We start from the raw sequence: 18,550 nt of genomic DNA, 5'->3' as shown, positions 1-18,550 counted from the left end.
GGAGCAAAAGTTGTCACGCGCGTGACAAGTCGGCTGCCTCTGCGCCCGGTTGGGGACCTCTTCCACTGGCCGATCAGCCCGATCTCCTCTGTGATGAGCGTCACTGAGTGACGCCGGCCTGACGAAGCACAGTGCTCCCGCGGGCCGGGGACCGAGGGGAGAAGTCGTAGATCCATGAGTCCGACGCAGAGCCAGATGACGACCACCGGAACGGGTGTCCCGCACCCACGACTGCCACGCCGAAGCGCCTCGCGGCAGCTCGCCGAGAAGATCCATGCCCCTCGCGTCTCGCCCACGGAGTGTGCGGTCATCCGTAGGGTCGGCCGCGGGCTGGTCCCACAGATCGCCGACGAGATCCTGCGCCAGGTCGCCGCCTACTCCCGGCACCCCACCCAGCGGCGCCGGGACCTGATCACGAAGGCCGCCGCCAGCGCCGTGGAGCTCTATGCCGACGTGGTCGAGAACATCCCGTCGGACCCGGAGACGGTGTCGGCGATGTACTTCGCGATGGGCAGGGGAGAAGCGCTGGCCGAGCGGAGCCTCGACGGGTTCCGGGCGGCCGTCGACCTGGCCACCCACCGGGCGGCCGAGGCGATCCGGCACGAGGCCGAAGGGCTGGTCGCCGACGACGTACGCGGGACGCTGTGCGGCTCCCTCCTCGCCTACATGGGCATCCTGCTCGACGACGTCGCCCGCGGGTACGCCGCCGGGGTCCGGGACCGCGAGGCGGACCCGTGCTGGATCCGGCGCCGGGTGGTCCGGGGTCTCGCCGGCGAGGCGGACGCCGAGGTGATCGGCGGTCTCGCCGTGCGCGTCGGCTGGCAGCTGCCGGCAGCGGTGGTGGTCTGCGCGGTCGACACCATCATTCCGCTGGACTCGGCCGAGCAGCCCGTCGAGCTGCCCGAGAACTGCGTGTGGGACACCGCCGGTCGACGCGCCCTGGTGGTCACCGACCCGGCCGAGGTCGACGCCGTCGGCGCGGTGATGCGCGGGTGGCCGCGTACCGGCCCCGTCTTCGTGACCGTGCCGGTGCCGCTGGCCGATGTGCCGGCCGCGATCCGCTGGACCGAGCGCGCCCGCGAGCTCGTCGAGTCCGGGGTGATCCCCGCGGACCCGGTCGTGCGCTGCGCCGACCACCACGTCGCCCTGCTGCTCAACGCCGACCCCACCCTCTCGCGCTGGGAGGCGAGCGAGGCCCTCGCGCCGCTGGAGGCGTTCAAGGACGAGCACCGGCGCGCGGTGCTGCGTACGCTGCGGCTCTGGTTGCTCACCGGAGCGAACGCCTCGGCGCTCGCCGCGGAGCTCGGCATCCATGAGCACACCGTCCGCAACCACAAGCTCCGCCTTCGGGCAGCCTTCGGCAGCCGGCTGCAGGACCCCGAGTTCGTCACCCTGCTCCTCTTCGCCCTCGGCGCCGGTGACGGCTCCGCCGCCGACTGGGTCGAGCTCGAGCGCTGCGGCTGAGTGGTCGGCCGGTACCGATCCGCGGGCCTGTCATGCTGGTCAGGTGAAGGATCGGCTGATCGCAGAGCTTCGGCTGCCGTCGCCGGTGGTCGAGATCGACGACGCCAGGTTCGCTAAGGCGGGCGTGCGTGTGTTGATCAAGCGCGATGATCTGATCCATCCGGAGATCCCTGGCAACAAGTGGCGGAAGCTGAAGTACAACATCGCGACTGCTCGGGAGTTGGAGTTCGAGACCCTGCTGACGTTCGGTGGGGCGTACTCCAATCACATCAGGGCAACTGCAGCGGTGGGCGCCTACTTCGGGTTCAGATCGATCGGGGTCATCCGAGGTGAGGAGCATCTGCCCTTGAACCCCTCGCTCAAGTACGCGGTTTCGCGCGGAATGCAGCTGGCGTATCTCGATCGCGCGACCTACCGGGCGAAGACGTCTGACGCGGTGATCGGGGCGTTGCATCGGGAGTTCGGTGACTTCTATCTGGTCCCAGAAGGGGGCAGCAACACCGAGGCCGTACGCGGTTGCGCCGAGCTTTCCAAGGAGCTCGATGAGGCTGTCGACGTCGTGTTCTGCGCGGTGGGAACCGGCGGGACACTCGCCGGCGTGGCTGCCGGCGCTGCGCAAGGGCAAGTGACAGTGGGGGTTCCCGTTCTGAAGGGCGGTGCGTTCCTCGAAGACGACATCGTGAGGCTGCAGGAGCAGGTGTACGGCGCTCGCAGCGGTTCGTGGCGACTGGAGTGCGACTATCACTTCGGTGGCTATGCGAAGCGCACCCCGGAACTGGATGACTTCATCGATGACTTCGAGCAGCGGCACGGCTTGCGACTGGACTGGGTATACGAGGCGAAGATGATGTACGCGCTGATCGATCAGGTGGTTCGAGGCACGTTCCCTCGCGGGACCACGGTCCTGGCACTGATCAGCAGTTCGGGTGAGGTCTCGGAGGGCTGAGGCTCAGTCTTCGAGCCACTCGAGATACCAGTCTCCTGAGTTGACGAGGAAGTCCTTCCCGAATCCGAGCCAGCGGCCGCCCATCGAGCGAGAGTGCGGACCGATGACTAGCTGGATTGTGCCGTGGTAGTCGGCACCCCGGTAGTAGCCGGTAGCTGTCGTTCGCTCCGTCCAGGTGCCGGTGGCGATGGCGCCCTTGACGCTCAGATCGAGAGTGAGCCGTGATTCGCTGGCGGGATCGGTGGTGGCATGAAGCCGACTTCCGGTGTGGTGGGCCCGGACCGTGTGCTCGCTGTCCAGGTCCGCGTCCCGGCCGTCAGAGAAGTAGTTGTAACGGGAGAGCCAGAGTCCCGAAAGGTTGCCACTAGTGGCGCGGGCAGTGTCCAAATCGGAGTGGTCGGCCAGGTCGACAACCAGATCGGCCACAGCACACTGGTACATCTCGGCCATCCGGGAGAGGACAATGAGCGAGGGGGCGTAACCTGTCGAGCCGGGCCATTGCTCCCAGTAGGAGAAGTTCTTGAAGGTCTTAGGGTCGTCGGGCCAGCGCTGGTTCCACTGATCCGCGGCGTCGCGTTGGCTCCAATCGCGGGCGAGGCGGAATGCAACTCGCGGGTTCACCGCGTATCTGTCGGCGAACGCATCCGCAACCTCGACCCAGGTCGATCCCTGCGCACGTAGTTCAGCAGACCACTCTCGTCGCTCCCGGCGTTGACTGGCTGCTTTCGGAAGACGCGCTTCGGCGCCGATACTCATACGCTCATAGTTTCACAACCTCCCTGTCACACAGGGAGATCTTGATCGAATGATCACTGGTTCTCCCGGTGGTTCCTACTCGTCATGAGCGGCAGATTGGTGGCACGGCCGGGGCGGCGGGAGCACCGTGTCCACCGGGTGGGTGTGGCCCTCGTGCCTCGCCGCCTTGGCCGATCCAGTGACTTTCGATCGGAGGAGCGGAGAGTGGATGTGATGCGACGGACGAGCCCGGGACGTCCACGGCATGTGGTCAGCACGAGCGCGGCGTCGCCACGTGATCAGGTGCTCGACGCCGCGGCAGAACTGTTCGTGACCAGGGGTTTCGCGGCGACGTCGACGCGAGAGATCGCTGAGAAGGTCGGGATCCAGCAGGCCAGTCTCTACTACCACTTCGCTGGGAAGGACGAGATCCTCGCCGAGCTGCTGCAGCGCTCCGTACGCCCCACGATGGACAACGTCGCGAAGATCGAGGCACTCGTGCCGCCCGATACCGACGCAACCGCTCTCTACCTGCTAGCGCTGATCGACATACGTACGCTGGCAGAGGCGTCTCACAACGTCGGCATCCTCTACGGCCAATCCGATGTGGCCGACAGTGAGATCTACGCCGAGTTCCACCACGCACGCGGTCAGCTTGTCGAGTCATACGGACGTTTCGGGCTTCGGGCCGCTTCTCGCGATCTCGCCTCTGACATCGACACCCGCGAGCTCGGGGAGATGCTGACACACTCCGTCGAAGTGGTGACCACCCTCCGTCAAGTCGGGCTGGCGGTTACCCCTAAGCGAGCGAACCGCATCGCGGCAGCGGCACTGAGGATGTGCGAGGTGCCCCAAGCAACCATCTCCATCGCCGCTTCGGCGGCAGGTGACCTCCTTGCGGGCCTGGTGACGATCGACCAGACAGCTGGCGCGCTGGCGGCACAGTAGCCGGGCGCGGGCGAACGAACTTTCGTTCGCCCGCCGGGCCGCCCTGCTGTCGGGGGCGGCCGATTTGTCATGCGCGTGACAAATCCCGGCCTGCATTCTCCGGGCGGCTCGATTTCCCCTGCCGCTGTGACCTGAGCCACACGTACTGTCCGGTCGGAAGCACACCCCACAACGGCAGATCAGGGAGGTCCCGCGATGGGCGGAACCGTGGAGGTCACCGGGCTCACCAAGAGCTTCGGGTCTCAGAACATCTGGAGCGACGTGACCCTCACGCTGCCCCAGGGGGAGATCACCGCGCTGCTCGGGCCCTCGGGAACCGGGAAGTCGGTGTTCCTGAAGTCGCTGATGGGGCTGCTGCGGCCCGAGGCCGGGATCTGCCTGGTCGACGGGGTCGACATGGTCAAGGCGCGGGAGTCGCAGCGGCAGGAGCTGCGCAAGCGGTTCGGGGTGCTCTTCCAGGACGGTGCGCTCTTCGGCTCGATGAGCGTCTTCGACAACGTCGCCTTCCCGCTGCGCGCCCACACCAAGAAGCGCGAGTCGGAGATCCGGGCGATCACCAACGACAAGCTCGACCTGGTCGGGCTGCTGGGGCAGGAGCACAAGCTGCCCGGGGAGATCTCCGGCGGGATGCGCAAGCGCGCCGGCCTGGCCCGCTCGCTGGTCACCGAGCCCTCGATCATCCTGTGCGACGAGCCCGACTCGGGGCTCGACCCGGTGCGTACGGCCAACCTCGCCCAGCTCCTCGTCGACGTCAACGCGGCCACCGACGCCACGATGCTGGTGGTCACCCACAACATCGAGCTGGCACGTACGCTGCCGGACAACCTCGGCATGCTCTACCGCCGCCGGCTGGTGATGTACGGCCCGCGCGAGGAGTTCCTGCTCACCGACCACCCGGTCGTGTCCCAGTTCATGAGCGGCGACCCGATCGGGCCGATCGGGATGAGCGAGGAGACCGACCACGGGGTCAACGACGACTACGTCGAGGGTGAGACCTACTACCCGTCCGGGGGAGTGGCGACCGTACGCGCCGGAGCCCGCGCCATCGAGGTGCTGCCGCGCCAGCTCGCCCCGGCCAGCGGCGCGCCCCGGGAGGGTGCCGCGCGGCACGCGGACCGGGTCTCGAGCGGCGCGGCGGCCCTCTACACCGCCGATGACGACGACGTTGACCGAGCGCCGCCGGCGGTCCGGACCAAGGACCCGATCAGCCGAGGGCTCGACCAGGTCGGGGCGCTCTTCGCGCTGGGTCTGGACACGTTCCGGGCGGCGTTCCGCAGGCCGTTCGCGGCCCGCGAGCTGCTCGATCAGTTCTGGTTCGTCACCTCGGTCTCCTGGATCCCGGCGATGCTGGTCGCGATCCCGTTCGGCGCGGTGATCGCGCTGCAGCTCGGCACCTTGACGGTGCAGATCGGGGCGCAGTCGTTCACCGGTGCCGCCTCGGTGCTCGCCGTGGTCCAGCAGGCGGCCCCGATCGTGACGTCGCTGGTGATCGCGGGAGCGGGCGGCGCGGCGATCTGCGCCGACCTGGGATCGCGGACCATCCGTGACGAGATCGACGCGATGCGGGTGATCGCGGTCGATCCGATCCAGGCGCTCGTGGTGCCGCGCGTGCTCGCCTGCGTGCTCGCGGCGGTGCTGCTCAACGGCCTCGTCAGCGTCGTCGGCGTCCTCGGCGGCTACTTCTTCAACGTCATCATCCAGGGCGGGACGCCCGGGGCGTACCTCTCCTCCTTCACCGCCCTCGCTCAGCTCTCCGACCTGTGGGTGGGCGAGCTCAAGGCGGTGCTCTTCGGGCTCATCGCCGGCCTCGTCGCCGCGTTCCGCGGGCTCAACACCAAGCCGGGGCCGAAAGGTGTGGGGGAGGCGGTCAACCAGTCGGTCGTGGTCACCTTCCTGCTCCTCTTCTTCGTCAACTTCGTGATCACCACGCTCTATCTCGAGCTCGTCCCCGGGAAGGGAGCCTGAGATGGCTGTGCTGACCAAGAGCGGAACGTCGACAGGCTCCACCAGGAAACCGGCGGGCCGGGGCTGGCGGGCGCTGGACGGGCTGGTGCAGACCGGCAAGGACATCCGGTTCTACGGGAAGGTGCTGGTCGGCATCCCGACCGCGATCCGGCACTATCCGCGCGAGATCCTGCGGATCCTCTCCGAGGTCTCCTTCGGCACCGGCGCGCTCGCGGTCATCGGCGGCACGATCGGCGTGATGACGGGGATGAGCATCTTCGTCGGCACGGTCGTCGGCATGCAGGGGTACGCAGCGCTCGACCAGATCGGCACCTCGACGCTCAACGGGTTCATCTCCGCCTACTTCAACACCCGCGAGATCGCGCCGCTGGTGGCGGCCCTGGCGATGTCGGCGACCGTCGGCGCCGGGTTCACCGCCCAGCTCGGCGCGATGCGGATCAACGAGGAGATCGACGCGGTCAAGGTGATGGGGCTGGGCACGATCCCCTACCTGGTCTCGACCCGGGTGGTCGCCGGCTTCGTGGCGATCATCCCGCTCTACGTGGTCGGGCTGCTGACCTCCTATGCGGGCTCGCGGATCGTGACGGTCTACTTCCACGGGCAGTCGGCCGGGACGTACGACCACTACTTCCAGCTCTTCCTGCCGCCGATCGACATCCTGCTGAGCTTCGGGAAGGTGCTGATCTTCTCGATCCTGATCATCCTGATCCATTGCCGGCTGGGCTTCTACGCCAGCGGCGGGCCGTCCGGGGTCGGGATCGCGGTCGGTCGCTCGGTGCGGCGGACCATCGTGGTCGTCGCGCTGCTCGACCTGGCCCTCTCGATGGCGATGTGGGGCGCCACCACGACGGTGAGGATCGCGGGATGACCCTCGGCAGACTTCGCGACGCCTTCCTCGGCCTGTGCTACCTGGCCGTGGTCGCGGCGGTGGCGCTCGGCGCCTGGCTCGCCTATGACCAGACCTTCGTCGACCGCTCCGAGGTGCGGCTGACCACCGGCACCCTCGGCAACGCGCTCCAGGTGGGCTCCGACGTCAAGCTGCGCGGGGTGCCCGTCGGCACCGTCCGCACGGTCTCGGCCCGCGAGGGCGGCGCCGAGCTGACCCTCGCGCTGGAGCCGGACGTCCTCTCCGACCTCTCGGCCGACACCACCGCGCGGCTGCTGCCCAAGACACTCTTCGGGGAGCGGTACGTGGCTCTGCAGCCGACCGCGAGCGGGTCGGAGCTGTCCGCCGGCGACACCATCGAGCAGGACCGCTCCGACGAGGCGGTCGAGCTGGAGCAGGTGCTCGACGAGCTGCTCCCGGTGCTCAAGGCGATCCAGCCCCACAAGCTCAACGCGACGCTGAGCGAGCTGGCCACGATGCTGCGCGACAACGGCGACGACATCGGCCAGGCCTTCTCGGCCTGGGCGGACTACCTGAGGAAGCTCAACCCGCTGGTCCCGCAGATGGCCGACGACCTCGCCGCCCTCGGCCGGGTCGCGGGCCACTACGAGGAGGCCGCGCCGGACCTGCTGGACGCGCTGGACACCATGACGGTGACCGCCGCGACCCTCGTCGACCAGCAGCGACAGATCGCGGACACGTTCCGGTCGGTGACCACGACGGCGGCCGACACCGACCGCTGGCTCGAGCGCAACCGGGAGACGATCGTGGTGCTCGCCGACACCTCGCGCGACGCGCTCCGCGCGGTGAGCCCGTACGCCGCGTCCTTCCCGTGCCTGTTCAGTGCCCTGCGCGACTTCGCGCCGGTGATGGCGAAGAACCTCGGCAAGGGCACCGACGAGCCCGGCATCCATGCGCTGGTCAGCGTCTCCGACATCCGGCAGCCCTACCCCTCCGGCTACGTCCCGAAGCTGCGTACCGGCGGCCCACGGTGCCCGTACGTCACCGGCCAGACCGGCAGCCAGCCGGCCGTCACCGGCACGGCCGACACTATCGAGCGGATCGAGGCACCACCGACGGACCGGGTGCGCACCTTCGGCGCGACCAGGGGCCTCGGCGAGCAGAACTCCCCGGGCGAGAACCAGCTGATCGCCGAGGTGATGGCACCAGCGGAAGGTCTGGCACCTGATGAGTATCCGACCTGGTCGAGTCTGCTGCTCGGCCCGACCCTGCGAGGCACGGAGGTGATCGTGCGATGAGGACCGGTAATGGCGGCTCGGTGACGGTGACGCTCACCAAGTCGGTGGTCTTCGCGCTGGTGACGGTCCTCGCCATGGCGGCGCTGGCGACGACGATCTCCAACGGATCGACCTCGTCGGGGCGTACGTTCACGGCGCTCTTCACCGACGTGACCAGCCTCAACAAGGGCGACGACGTGCGGATGGCGGGGGTGAAGATCGGCACCGTCCAATCCATCGGGCTGCGCCACAACGACACCGCTGAGGTCGTCTTCACCGCGGCCGAGACGGCGCCGATGGTCGAGGGGACCCGGGCGGAGCTGCGGTTCCGCAACCTGATCGGGCAGCGCTACATCGCCCTCGAGCCAGGTTCTCCCGGCGGGGACCCGTTGCGCGCCGGCTACACGTTCTCCCTCGACGAGACCCAGCCGGCGCTGGACCTGACGATGCTGTTCAACGGCTTCCAGCCGCTCTTCAAGTTCCTGAACCCCGAGGACGTCAACAACCTCAGCGCCCAGATCATCGCGGTCTTCCAGGGCGAGGGGGCGACGGTCGAGTCGCTGCTCTCCTCGACGGCCTCGCTGACCTCGACCCTCGCCGACCGCGACCAGGTGATCGGGGACCTGATCACCAACCTCAACTCGGTCCTCGAGGTGGTCAGCCAGCGCACCGGCCTGCTCGACACGACCCTGGTGACGCTGCAGCGGCTGGTCTCCGGGCTCGCCGCCGACCGGAAGACGATCGGCTCGACCATCGAGGGGATGGGCGAGCTCTCCCAGAGCGTCACCGGACTGCTGCAGGAGGGCCGGGAGCCGCTGCGTGACTCGATCGACTCCCTCGGCGACGTCTCGGAGAACCTCGCCGAGAACGACGAGGCGCTGACGAAGTTCCTGACCACGATGCCCCAGAAGACCGACCAGATCGGCCGGATGGCCTCCTACGGAGGCTGGCTCAACTTCTACATCTGCTCCATCGACGGGCGGATCCCGAAACCCGAGGGCTACTACGGCGACCTCGGCGTGGACTCGCCGGCAGGAAGGTGCCGATGATGGCCCGCTATCCGAAGTCGTTCGCCGAGCGCAACAAGGTCGTGATCGCCGTGGTCGGGATCCTCGCCATGACCGGCGTCTTCTTCGCCACGTTCTATGCCGAGGAGCTCCCGGTCATCGGCGGTGGCGACACCTACGAGGCCTACTTCGCCGAGGCCGCCGGGATCCGCCCCGGCGATGAGGCGAGGGTCGCCGGGGTGAAGGTCGGCGAGGTCTCCTCGCTCGAGCTCGACGGCGACAAGGTGCTGATCAGGTTCCGCGCCAAGGACGTCTCGCTCGGCTCGCAGACCACCGCCTCGATCAAGATGAAGACGCTGCTCGGACGCAAGTTCCTCGCCCTGGACCCGGGCGGCCCGGGACGTCTCCGCGAGCCGATCCCGGTCGCCCGGACGACGACCCCCTACGACGTCAACGCCGCCTTCTCCGACCTCTCCACCACCGTCGGGGAGATCGACATGGCCCAGGTCGAGCAGTCGATGGACGCTCTCTCGGAGGTCTTCGAGGACACCCCCGAGGACGTACGCGGCATGGTCTCCGGTCTCACCCGGCTCTCCCGCACGATCTCCTCCCGCGACCAGGAGCTGGCCGAGCTGCTGCGGACGACGACCGACGTCACCGACACCCTCGCCGAGCGCAACGACGAGATCGGCCTCCTGATCGAGGACGGCGACAAGCTGCTCGAGGAGCTCGCCGCCCGGCGCCGGGCGATCCATCAGATGCTGACCTATACCGACGACCTCGCCGAGCAGGTCACCGGACTGGTCCAGGACAACCAGAAGCGGCTCCAGCCGGCGTTGAAGAAGCTCGACCAGGTCTCCGAGATCCTGCAGCGCAACCAGGACCACCTCGACAAGGCGCTGTCGCAGATCGGCGCCTACTACCGGGTGGTCGGCGCCTCGATGAGCAACGGGCCCTGGATCGACGTCTACGGCTGCGGCCTCTTCGACGAGAACAACGCGCCGGTGCTCGACAACGACGTCGAACGTGACTGCCGCCCGGGAGGGACGAGATGAGACTTCGCCGCGTCATCGCAGGGTTCCTCGTGGTCGCCGCCGTCGGCGCGGTCGGGTGGGGTGCTGCGTACGGGATCCGGGAGGGGGGTCGGGGGACCACCTTCTCGGCCCTCTTCGAGGCCTCGATCGGCCTCTATCCAGGTTCCGACGTGCAGATCCTCGGGGTGCCGGTCGGCGAGGTGACCTCGGTGACCCCGGCCGGCGAGCACGTGAAGGTCGCGATGACTCTCGGCCCCGGCCAGACCGCCGCGGCCGACACCTCGGCGGTGATCGTGGCGCCGACGCTGGTCTCGGACCGCTTCGTCCAGCTCACCGAGCCGTACGTCGACGGACCCGAGCTCCGCGACGGCACCGTCATCGAGGAGACCGCCGTCCCGGTCGAGATCGACGACCTCTACGCCTCGCTGACCGAGGCCGGCAAGCAGCTCGGCCCCGACGGCACCAACCGGAACGGCGCGCTGTCGCGGTTCCTGGAGGTGGTGGCGGCCAACCTCGACGGGCAGGGCGCCGACATCAACCAGGTGATCCGGGAAGGAGCCGACGCGTCGGCGACCCTGGCCGACGTCGACCAGGACTTCTTCGCCACCGTCGAGAACCTCGACACCTTCAACAAGACCCTGCTCGAGCACGACGACGGGGTCGAGGACGCCAACCGCCGGTTCGCGCAGGTCACCGAGTATCTCGCCGAGGACCGCGACGACCTGGCCGCCGCGGTCGGCAACCTGGGCGAGGCGCTCGCGCTGCTGGAGTCCTTCATCAAGGACAACCGCGGCGAGATGCGTACGAGCGTCGAGAACCTGCAGGGGCCGACCCAGGTCCTCGTCGACCAGAACGAGTCGCTGGAGGAGGCGGTCGCCACGATCCCGCTGGTGCTGCAGAAGTACATCAACGCCTACGACCCGGCGACCAACAGCCTCGTCGGCCGCACCAACCTGAACGAGCTGAGCGTCTGGTCCGGCGACGGCCTCACCGGCCAGACCTCCGAGGACGCGCCACCGGTCCTGCTTCCGGGTGTCGGGTCCGGTGTCGGAGAGGAGCAGTGATGGCGTACCTGTCCAGGCCTCTCGTGGCCGTGCTGGCCGCGGCCACCCTCACCCTCACCCTCACCCTCTCCGGCTGCGGTCTCGGTGCCGTCAGCGGCGGCGTCTACGAGGCGCCCTTGCCCGGTGGCGCCGACGTGGGGAAGGACCCGATCACGCTGAGCGCCGAGTTCGGCGACGTACTCGATCTGGTTCCTCAGTCGAGCGTCAAGATCGACAACGTCGCGGTCGGCCGGGTCGCCAAGATCCGGCTGACCGAGGACGGCCGCAGCGCGCGGGTGTCGCTGGTGGTCAGGGACGACGTCTCGCTCCCCGCCGGCACCACGGCGCGACTGCAGCAGACCTCGCTGCTCGGGGAGAAGTACGTCGCGCTGATCCGCCCCGCCACCCCGGTCGCGGGCTCGCCCTTGGGCGATGGCGCGGTCCTCGGGAGGGGCGACACCGAGGCGGCCGCGCAGGTCGAGGAGGTGCTCGGCGCCCTGTCGATGGTGCTCAACAGCGGCGGGATCGCGCAGTTCCAGGAGATCTCCCGCGAGATGCAGCAGATCTCCGACGGACGGCCCGAGGAGATCAAGGCCTTCCTGACGGAGATGGACCGGTTCGTCTCGGTCCTCGACTCGCGCTCGGCCTCGATCACGTCCGCGATCGAGTCGCTCAACGAGCTCGCGGTCACGCTGGAGAAGGACAAGGCCAAGATCGCAGGAGCGCTGGAGGGACTCTCCCCGGGGATGCAGGTGCTCGTCGACCAGCGTCCGCAGCTGGTCGCGATGCTGGAGGCGCTCGACAAGCTCTCCAAGGTCACGATCAGCACCCTGGACGATGCCCAGGACGACATCGTCGCCGACCTGAAGCTGCTCGACCCGATCCTCGACCAGCTCGCCAAGGCCGGCTCCGACCTGCCCTACGCGCTCGAGATCCTCTTCACCTACCCGTTCCCCGACGAGGTGCTCAACGCGATCCGCGGCGACTACCTGAACTTGTTCATGGTCACGAACTTCCGCACTCCTGCCGGCTGCCGGTCGAAGGGGTGCGAGTGGCTGCAGCCGGCGGTCGAAGGCGGGTCCGGCGGCTCGGTCTCCTCCCAGTCCGGGTCGCCGGGCGCACCGCCGGGACTGCTGCCCTCGACCACCTCGCCGGTGCCGGGCTCGTCCTCGCCGTCGATCCCGGGGGAGTCGATCCTGCCCTCCGACCCCGGCTCGACCTCGTCCTCCTCGGACCCGTCGCCCTCCGAGCCCGGGTCGTCCTCGTCGTCCCCGACCGATCCTTCCGGGTCGCCGTCGGAATCGCCGTCCGATCCTGCCGGGTCGGGGTCGGCGACCTCCGAGACCTCGCCGGAAGGCGGAGCCGGCGACCCCGGCTCCGTGGAAGGGAGCGAATGATGCAACGGCTCACCGGAGGCGTACGCGTCAAGCTCGGGCTCTTCGTCGCCCTGGCCCTCGTGGGCACGAGCTATGTCGGGGCCCGCTACGTCGGCCTCGACCTGCTCGACGAGCCCTACCGCGTCGACGTCTCGCTGCCCGAGGGCGGCGGGCTCTTCGTCAACTCGGAGGTGACCTACCGCGGGGTGCCCGTGGGTGAGGTGACGTCCCTGGAAGCAGGCTCCGAAGGCGTACGCGCGGTGCTGGAGATCGAGGGCGACGCACCCGCCATCCCCGAGGACGTCACCGTGAAGGTCGCCAACCGGTCGGCGATCGGCGAGCAGTATCTGGACCTCCGTGGCGGCGCGGTGGGATCCGACCGGCTCTCCGCCGGCGACCGGCTCTCCGCCGGCGAGGAGGCGTTGCCGTACGACGCCTCCCAGGTCATCGAGACCGGCCGCGACTTCGTCGCCTCGGTGCCCGAGGAGGCGCTGGTGACGACGATCGACGAGTCCTACCTGCTGTCCCGGGGAGCCGGGTCCGACCTGCGGAAGCTGGTCGACACCTCGCTCTCGTTCCAGCAGGAGGCCGACCGCAGCTTCCTCGTCTCCGCGAGCCTGATCCGCAACTCCGACCAGGTGCTCGAGACCCAGGAGGAGTCGGCGACCAGCATCAAGGCCTGGAGCAACGACCTCGCGCTCTTCTCCTCCACCCTTGCTGATTCCGACAAGGACCTGCGCGACCTGATCGGGGCCGCGCCCGGCACGGCCACCGAGATCTCGCTGCTGGTCAAGGAGGTCGGGCAGCCGCTCGGGATCCTGATGAGCAACCTGGTCACGCCCGCGACGCTCTTCGGGACGAACGCGGCCGCGCTCGAGTCGACCTTCGTGACCGTGCCCGAGGCGGTCAGCATCGGGTGGGCGATCAACACCTCCAACGGGCCCCGGCTGAGCCTGATGCCGTCGTTCTTCAACCCGCCCGCCTGCGTCTCCGGCTACGAGGGCACCGATCTGCGCGCCGGCACCGACGTGAGCAAGGGCAAGCCGTTCAACACCGCGGCGGGCTGTGCTGCCGTACCCGAACCGAAAACCACGAAGACCGAGACAGCCGAGCCGGGGACGTTTAGCGTCCCCACCACGCTCGCCGGGCTGATGGGGGAGCGATGAGCACCACGACGGAGAATCGAGCAGAGACTCGAACAGGGACTCGGACGGAGGCCTCGGTGGTCGAGAAGGACGCACCCGAGCCGCCGTCGAGGCGCGACCGCGTGCTCGCCTGGGCCCTCCCGCTGGTGGCGTTGTGCGTGCTGGTCGCCGGTGGGCTGACCTGGTGGCGCGCGAGCGGTCACGACCAGGAGATGGTCGACGAGGCCGCCGTGCGGGACCGGGTGCTGATCGTCGCGACCAGCCACATCGAGACCCTCAACTCGCTCGACCACCGGAAGGTGGACGAGTGGCTGAAGGGGTGGGCCGCGGTCACCACCGGCACCCTGCACGACCAGCTGACCAGCGTCTCCGAGGAGGACCGCACGGTCCTCGCCGAGCAGGAGAAGATCTCGACCGGCTCGGTGATGGCCGCCGCCGTGACCGAGCTCGACGACGACAGCGCGACCGTGATCGCGGCGGTCGAGATCACGGTCCGCGACGGGTCGGCCTCCGGCGAGGACGCCGAGCCGACGGTCAAGCGCAACAGGTTCGCGGCCGACCTGGTCAAGGTCGGCGACGACTGGCTCCTGGAGAGCCTCGAGCAGGTAGCGGTGAACATGTCATGAGCCTTCTCGTACGCCGTTGGGTGCCCTTCCTCGCCGCGCTCGCCCTGATCCTCGGGCTGGGAGCGTTCTGGCAGGCCGACCGGGAACGCCGCACCGACCACGTCGGCAACCGTGCCGTCGTCGACGCCGAGGCGACCGCCGAGGTGCAGTCGGCCGTCTCCACCGGCCTGCTCCAGGTCTTCTCCTACGACTTCTCCGACCCCTCACCGACCGCTGCCGCCGCTGACGAGTTCCTCGCCGGCGACGCCCGCAAGGAGTACGACCTCCTCTTCAAGCAGCTCCAGGAGAAGGCACCCGGTCAGAAGCTCGTGCTCAGCGCCGAGGTCCAGGTCGCCGCGGTCAAGTCCCTCGACGCCGACTCCGCTTCGCTGCTGGTCTTCCTCGACCAGGCCTCCCAGCGCTCCACCGACAAGGAGTCCTCCATCTCCGCCGCCCAGATCGCCGTCGAGGCCGCCAAGGTCGACGGCCAGTGGAAGGTCACCGCCCTCGACCTCTTCTGATGCCGAGTCGGCTCGTTATCACGAGCCGACTCGGCACGGATCTCGGTCAAGATGAGCCGACTCGGCATCCGAGGGGGTCAGTCGCCGCCGCCTCCGCCGCCGCAGCTCGAGCCGCACGAGGAGCTGTTGCAGGAGGAGCTGTTGCACGAGCTGGTGTGGTGGTCGCCGGAGCTGTAGGTGGAGCCGCAGGAGCTCGAGCTGCCGCTGCTGCCGCCGCGTCGGTGGGGCCCTCGGCGTCGGCTGCCGCGGCCGGCACTGACCGCGGCCTTGGTCAGCGCATAGATGACCAGGCCGAGGATCACGATGATGATCAGGGTCTTCACGGGGAGCTCCGTTTCCAGGTGCGGCGGGTGAGGTGCCAGATCTGTGGGCCGAGACCGACGGTGAGCACCCGGTGCCCGGCGATCCGGGTGATCGCCCAATGCCGCCGGCCCTCATGGACCTCGTGCAGGCGGAGCCAGTCGGCGCCGACGGTGGTCAGGAAGTCGCGTACGTCATCGTGGGCGCAGCCCTGCTGCGGATGCTCGGCGGCCCAGGCGTGGAAGCGGGCGCGCCAGTCCGGGAGGAGGTCGAGCTCGGGGGCGGCGTCGTGCGCGGCCGAGGAGCGCTTGTGGTGCAGCACCCGCGTCGTCGCGGTCGTCCCGGCGGCGTCGAACCCCGGCGGCGTACGTCCGGCCAGCAGGTCGTCGAGGACCTCGCGCTGCCGCGCGGCGAGTTGCTCGCGCACGGCGTCTCGGGAGTCCACGGGAGGAGTGTGCCCGATCGGCTGGGCGGCCGGCCACGCCAAACTGACGTAGGTCTCGACCCGCTTCGCGGGTTCGCAAGCTCACCCGCTGCGCTCGCTCGACCTTCTCGCGTTACGACCCCGCTCGTTCCTCGCAGGGGCGTAGGCTCGAAACTTGAGTGGAATAGACTCAACTTTGGTTGTGTTGAGATAGATGCGGGTGACAGGCACTCGCGACAGACTTGAGCGCGTCCCCAGGAGGAGTGCAGAGACAGATGAGCCAGTTTTCGGCAGACAAGTTCACCACCAAGGCGCGCGAGGCCATCGAAGCCGCGCAGCTCTCCGCCACGACGGCGGGCAACACCACGACCGAGCCGATCCACCTGCTCGTCGCGCTGCTGCAGCAGGACGAGGGCACCGCGACGTCGATGGTCACCAAGTCCGGCGTGGACGCCGAGGAGCTGTCGCGAGCCGCGGCCGCCGACCTCGCCGGGCTCCCGCGCGCGAGCGGGTCCACGGTGCAGCAGCCCGCTGCCTCGGGCGCGCTCACCCGAGTCCTGGCCGGGGCGATCACGCTGGCCACGTCCTTGAAGGACGACTACGCCGCCACCGAGCACCTACTGATCTCGTTGGCCACGGTCGAGTCGTCGGCGCAGAAGGTGCTCAAGCGTGTCGGGCTCACCGAGAAGGGGCTGCGCGAGTCGCTGAAGGCGGTGCGCGGCAACCGCCGGGTGACGAGCCAGGACGCCGAGGACTCCTACGAGGCGCTCGAGAAGTACTCCCAGGACCTCACCGAGGCCGCCGAGAAGGGCAAGCTCGACCCGGTCATCGGCCGTGACTCCGAGATCCGCCGGGTCATCCAGGTGCTGTCGCGGCGTACGAAGAACAACCCGGTCCTCATCGGCGAGCCGGGCGTCGGCAAGACCGCCGTCGTCGAAGGGCTCGCCCAGCGGATCATCGCCGGCGACGTACCCGACTCGCTGAAGGGCCGTCGCGTGCTCAGCCTCGACCTGGCGGCGATGGTCGCCGGTGCGCAGTACCGCGGTCAGTTCGAGGAGCGGCTCAAGGCCGTCCTGGAGGAGATCAAGGCCGCCGAGGGCCAGGTCATCACCTTCATCGACGAGCTCCACACCGTCGTCGGCGCGGGTGCCGGTGGCGACTCCGCGATGGATGCCGGCAACATGCTCAAGCCGATGCTCGCGCGCGGGGAGCTGCACATGATCGGTGCCACCACGCTCGACGAGTACCGCGAGCGCATCGAGAAGGACCCCGCTCTGGAGCGCCGCTTCCAGCAGGTCTTCGTCGGCGAGCCGTCGGTGGAGGACACCGTGCAGATCCTGCGCGGCATCCAGGAGAAGTACGAGGCGCACCACGGTGTCCGCATCACCGACGCCGCTCTGGTGGCCGCCGCGAGCCTGTCTGACCGCTACATCACCGGCCGCCAGCTGCCCGACAAGGCGATCGACCTCATCGACGAGGCCGCGTCCCGGCTGCGGATGGAGATCGAGTCGTCCCCCGAGGAGATCGACCAGCTCCGGCGTGCCGTCGACCGGCTGAAGATGGAGGAGTTCGCGCTCTCGAAGGAGTCCGACGACGCCTCGCTGGAGCGCCACGCGGCGCTGCGCAAGGAGCTCGCCGACAAGGAGGAGGAGCTGCGCGGGCTCGAGGCACGCTGGGAGCGAGAGAAGGCCTCTCTCGAGGGCGAAGGTGCCCTGCGCAAGCAGCTCGACGCGCTGCGCAGCGAGGCCGAGCGGCTTCAGCGCGAGGGTTCGCTGGGGGAGGCCTCGGAGATCCTCTACGGGAAGATCCCTGCGCTCGAGCAGCAGATCGCCGAGGCGGCCTCGGAGTCCGAGGAGGAGAAAGTCACCGACCGGCTGGTCGGTGAGGAGGTCGCTGCCCAGCAGATCGCCGAGGTGGTCGAGGCCTGGACCGGCATCCCGACCGGCAAGATGCTCCAGGGCGAGCAGGCCAAGCTGCTCGAGATGGAGACCGAGATCGGTCGCCGGCTGATCGGCCAGAAGTCCGCGGTGACCGCCGTCGCCGACGCGGTGCGCCGCTCGCGCGCCGGCGTCGCCGACCCCAACCGCCCCACCGGCTCGTTCCTGTTCCTGGGCCCGACCGGCACCGGTAAGACCGAGCTCGCCAAGTCGCTGGCCGACTTCCTCTTCGACGACGAGCGCGCGATCGTACGCATCGACATGTCCGAGTATGCCGAGAAGCACTCGGTCGCCCGGCTGGTCGGAGCGCCTCCGGGCTACGTCGGCTACGACGAGGGTGGTCAGCTGACCGAGGCGGTGCGCCGCCGCCCCTACTCGGTGGTGCTGCTCGACGAGGTCGAGAAGGCTCACCCCGAGGTCTTCGACATCCTGCTGCAGGTGCTCGACGACGGGCGGCTGACCGACGGTCAGGGCCGCACGGTCGACTTCCGCAACACGCTCCTCATCCTCACCTCCAACCTGGGCTCGGCCTTCCTGGTCGACCCGGTCATGGACGAGCACGAGAAGCGCGAGTCGGTCATGGCCGTGGTCCGGGCGTCGTTCAAGCCCGAGTTCCTCAACCGCCTCGACGAGATCGTCATGTTCGACGCCCTCACGCTCGCCGATCTCACCAAGATCGTCGACATCCAGCTGGGGCTGCTCGAGAAGCGCCTGGCCGCTCGTCGTATCTCGATCTCCGTCACCCCCGAGGCCCGGGAGTGGCTGGCCGAGACCGGCTACGACCCGGCGTACGGCGCCCGTCCCCTCCGCCGCCTCATCCAGTCCGCCATCGGCGACCCCCTCGCCCGGAAGCTCATCGGCGGCGAGGTCTCCGACGGTGGCCAGGTCACCGTCGACCGCGACGGCGACGGGCTCGTCCTGAAGTCCTGAGCCGAGGCGTCACCCCGGTCGGCCGAGTGGGCACGCAGGTGCCCAC

Annotated in this window: 17 protein-coding genes and 1 pseudogene; 15 read left to right on the top strand and 3 right to left on the bottom strand. The window is 69.0% G+C overall.

Annotated elements, in window-relative coordinates; translation table 11 throughout:
- Nucleotides 1-174: 174 nt before the first annotated feature.
- Both ABZ796_RS04420 and ABZ796_RS04415 read left to right on the top strand, forming a co-directional pair.
- Complete coding sequence (locus ABZ796_RS04420; protein ID WP_357334923.1) at nt 175-1,464, top strand: helix-turn-helix domain-containing protein; 1,290 nt, start codon at nt 175-177, stop codon at nt 1,462-1,464.
- A gap of 43 nt (nt 1,465-1,507) precedes the next feature.
- On the top strand, nt 1,508-2,410 hold the full coding sequence (locus tag ABZ796_RS04415; protein ID WP_357334921.1) for a pyridoxal-phosphate dependent enzyme: 903 nt from the start codon (nt 1,508-1,510) through the stop codon (nt 2,408-2,410).
- Between the two features lie 3 nt (nt 2,411-2,413).
- Here the strand turns inward: ABZ796_RS04415 and ABZ796_RS04410 are convergent, their stop codons facing one another.
- Nucleotides 2,414-3,166 (bottom strand): hypothetical protein, encoded by a 753-nt coding sequence (locus ABZ796_RS04410; protein ID WP_357334920.1) that lies wholly within the window; start codon nt 3,164-3,166, stop codon nt 2,414-2,416.
- A gap of 213 nt (nt 3,167-3,379) precedes the next feature.
- Between ABZ796_RS04410 and ABZ796_RS04405 the strand changes: the two genes are divergently transcribed.
- The 12 genes and pseudogenes from ABZ796_RS04405 (at nt 3,380) to ABZ796_RS04350 (ending at nt 14,913) form a co-directional block, all read left to right on the top strand.
- Nucleotides 3,380-4,093 (top strand): helix-turn-helix domain-containing protein, encoded by a 714-nt coding sequence (locus ABZ796_RS04405; protein WP_357335225.1) that lies wholly within the window; start codon nt 3,380-3,382, stop codon nt 4,091-4,093.
- A 195-nt stretch (nt 4,094-4,288) separates the two neighbouring features.
- Nucleotides 4,289-4,777 (top strand): annotated as a pseudogene (locus ABZ796_RS04400) (ATP-binding cassette domain-containing protein); the annotation flags it as partial.
- 519 nt (nt 4,778-5,296) lie between these two features.
- Nucleotides 5,297-6,058 (top strand): ABC transporter permease, encoded by a 762-nt coding sequence (locus tag ABZ796_RS04395; protein WP_357335224.1) that lies wholly within the window; start codon nt 5,297-5,299, stop codon nt 6,056-6,058.
- Nucleotide 6,059: 1 nt separating this feature from the next.
- A complete protein-coding gene (locus ABZ796_RS04390) occupies nt 6,060-6,926 on the top strand; it encodes an ABC transporter permease (RefSeq protein ID WP_357334918.1) in 867 nt (288 codons plus the stop codon).
- Nucleotides 6,923-8,203, top strand: coding sequence for an MCE family protein (locus ABZ796_RS04385; RefSeq protein ID WP_357334916.1), 1,281 nt, complete (start codon nt 6,923-6,925; stop codon nt 8,201-8,203). The genes ABZ796_RS04390 and ABZ796_RS04385 overlap by 4 nt, the downstream gene beginning before the upstream one ends.
- A complete protein-coding gene (locus ABZ796_RS04380) occupies nt 8,200-9,231 on the top strand; it encodes an MlaD family protein (RefSeq protein WP_357334914.1) in 1,032 nt (343 codons plus the stop codon). Before ABZ796_RS04385 ends, ABZ796_RS04380 begins: the two co-directional genes overlap by 4 nt.
- A complete protein-coding gene (locus ABZ796_RS04375; RefSeq protein ID WP_357334912.1) occupies nt 9,231-10,244 on the top strand; it encodes an MCE family protein in 1,014 nt (337 codons plus the stop codon). The genes ABZ796_RS04380 and ABZ796_RS04375 overlap by 1 nt, the downstream gene beginning before the upstream one ends.
- Nucleotides 10,241-11,287 carry an MCE family protein gene (locus tag ABZ796_RS04370; protein ID WP_357334910.1) on the top strand — a complete coding sequence of 349 codons (1,047 nt, stop codon included), beginning with the start codon at nt 10,241-10,243 and terminating at the stop codon, nt 11,285-11,287. The genes ABZ796_RS04375 and ABZ796_RS04370 overlap by 4 nt, the downstream gene beginning before the upstream one ends.
- Complete coding sequence (locus tag ABZ796_RS04365; protein WP_357334908.1) at nt 11,287-12,663, top strand: MCE family protein; 1,377 nt, start codon at nt 11,287-11,289, stop codon at nt 12,661-12,663. Before ABZ796_RS04370 ends, ABZ796_RS04365 begins: the two co-directional genes overlap by 1 nt.
- Nucleotides 12,663-13,808 carry an MlaD family protein gene (locus ABZ796_RS04360; protein ID WP_357334906.1) on the top strand — a complete coding sequence of 382 codons (1,146 nt, stop codon included), beginning with the start codon at nt 12,663-12,665 and terminating at the stop codon, nt 13,806-13,808. The genes ABZ796_RS04365 and ABZ796_RS04360 overlap by 1 nt, the downstream gene beginning before the upstream one ends.
- 56 nt (nt 13,809-13,864) lie before the next feature.
- The gene (locus tag ABZ796_RS04355) at nt 13,865-14,413 is read left to right on the top strand and encodes a hypothetical protein (protein WP_357334905.1); all 549 of its coding nucleotides are present in this window, start codon (nt 13,865-13,867) and stop codon (nt 14,411-14,413) included.
- Entirely contained in the window at nt 14,410-14,913 is a 504-nt protein-coding gene (locus ABZ796_RS04350; RefSeq protein ID WP_357334903.1) for a hypothetical protein, read from the top strand. Before ABZ796_RS04355 ends, ABZ796_RS04350 begins: the two co-directional genes overlap by 4 nt.
- A gap of 77 nt (nt 14,914-14,990) precedes the next feature.
- Here ABZ796_RS04350 and ABZ796_RS04345 read toward each other — a convergent pair whose 3' ends face one another.
- Together ABZ796_RS04345 and ABZ796_RS04340 are read right to left on the bottom strand one after the other, a co-directional pair.
- Entirely contained in the window at nt 14,991-15,236 is a 246-nt protein-coding gene (locus tag ABZ796_RS04345; protein ID WP_357334902.1) for a hypothetical protein, read from the bottom strand.
- Nucleotides 15,233-15,658 carry a hypothetical protein gene (locus ABZ796_RS04340; RefSeq protein WP_357334900.1) on the bottom strand — a complete coding sequence of 142 codons (426 nt, stop codon included), beginning with the start codon at nt 15,656-15,658 and terminating at the stop codon, nt 15,233-15,235. The genes ABZ796_RS04345 and ABZ796_RS04340 overlap by 4 nt, the downstream gene beginning before the upstream one ends.
- A gap of 254 nt (nt 15,659-15,912) precedes the next feature.
- Here ABZ796_RS04340 and clpB point away from each other — a divergent pair, with 254 nt between their 5' ends.
- The gene (gene clpB, locus ABZ796_RS04335; protein WP_357334898.1) at nt 15,913-18,504 is read left to right on the top strand and encodes an ATP-dependent chaperone ClpB; all 2,592 of its coding nucleotides are present in this window, start codon (nt 15,913-15,915) and stop codon (nt 18,502-18,504) included.
- Nucleotides 18,505-18,550 lie beyond the last annotated feature (46 nt).

The organism is Nocardioides sp. NPDC047086, from assembly GCF_040643685.1.
Lineage (GTDB): Bacteria > Actinomycetota > Actinomycetes > Propionibacteriales > Nocardioidaceae > Nocardioides.
The sequence above is the reverse complement of the archived record's forward strand: the minus strand, read 5'-3'. Positions and strand labels throughout refer to the sequence as shown.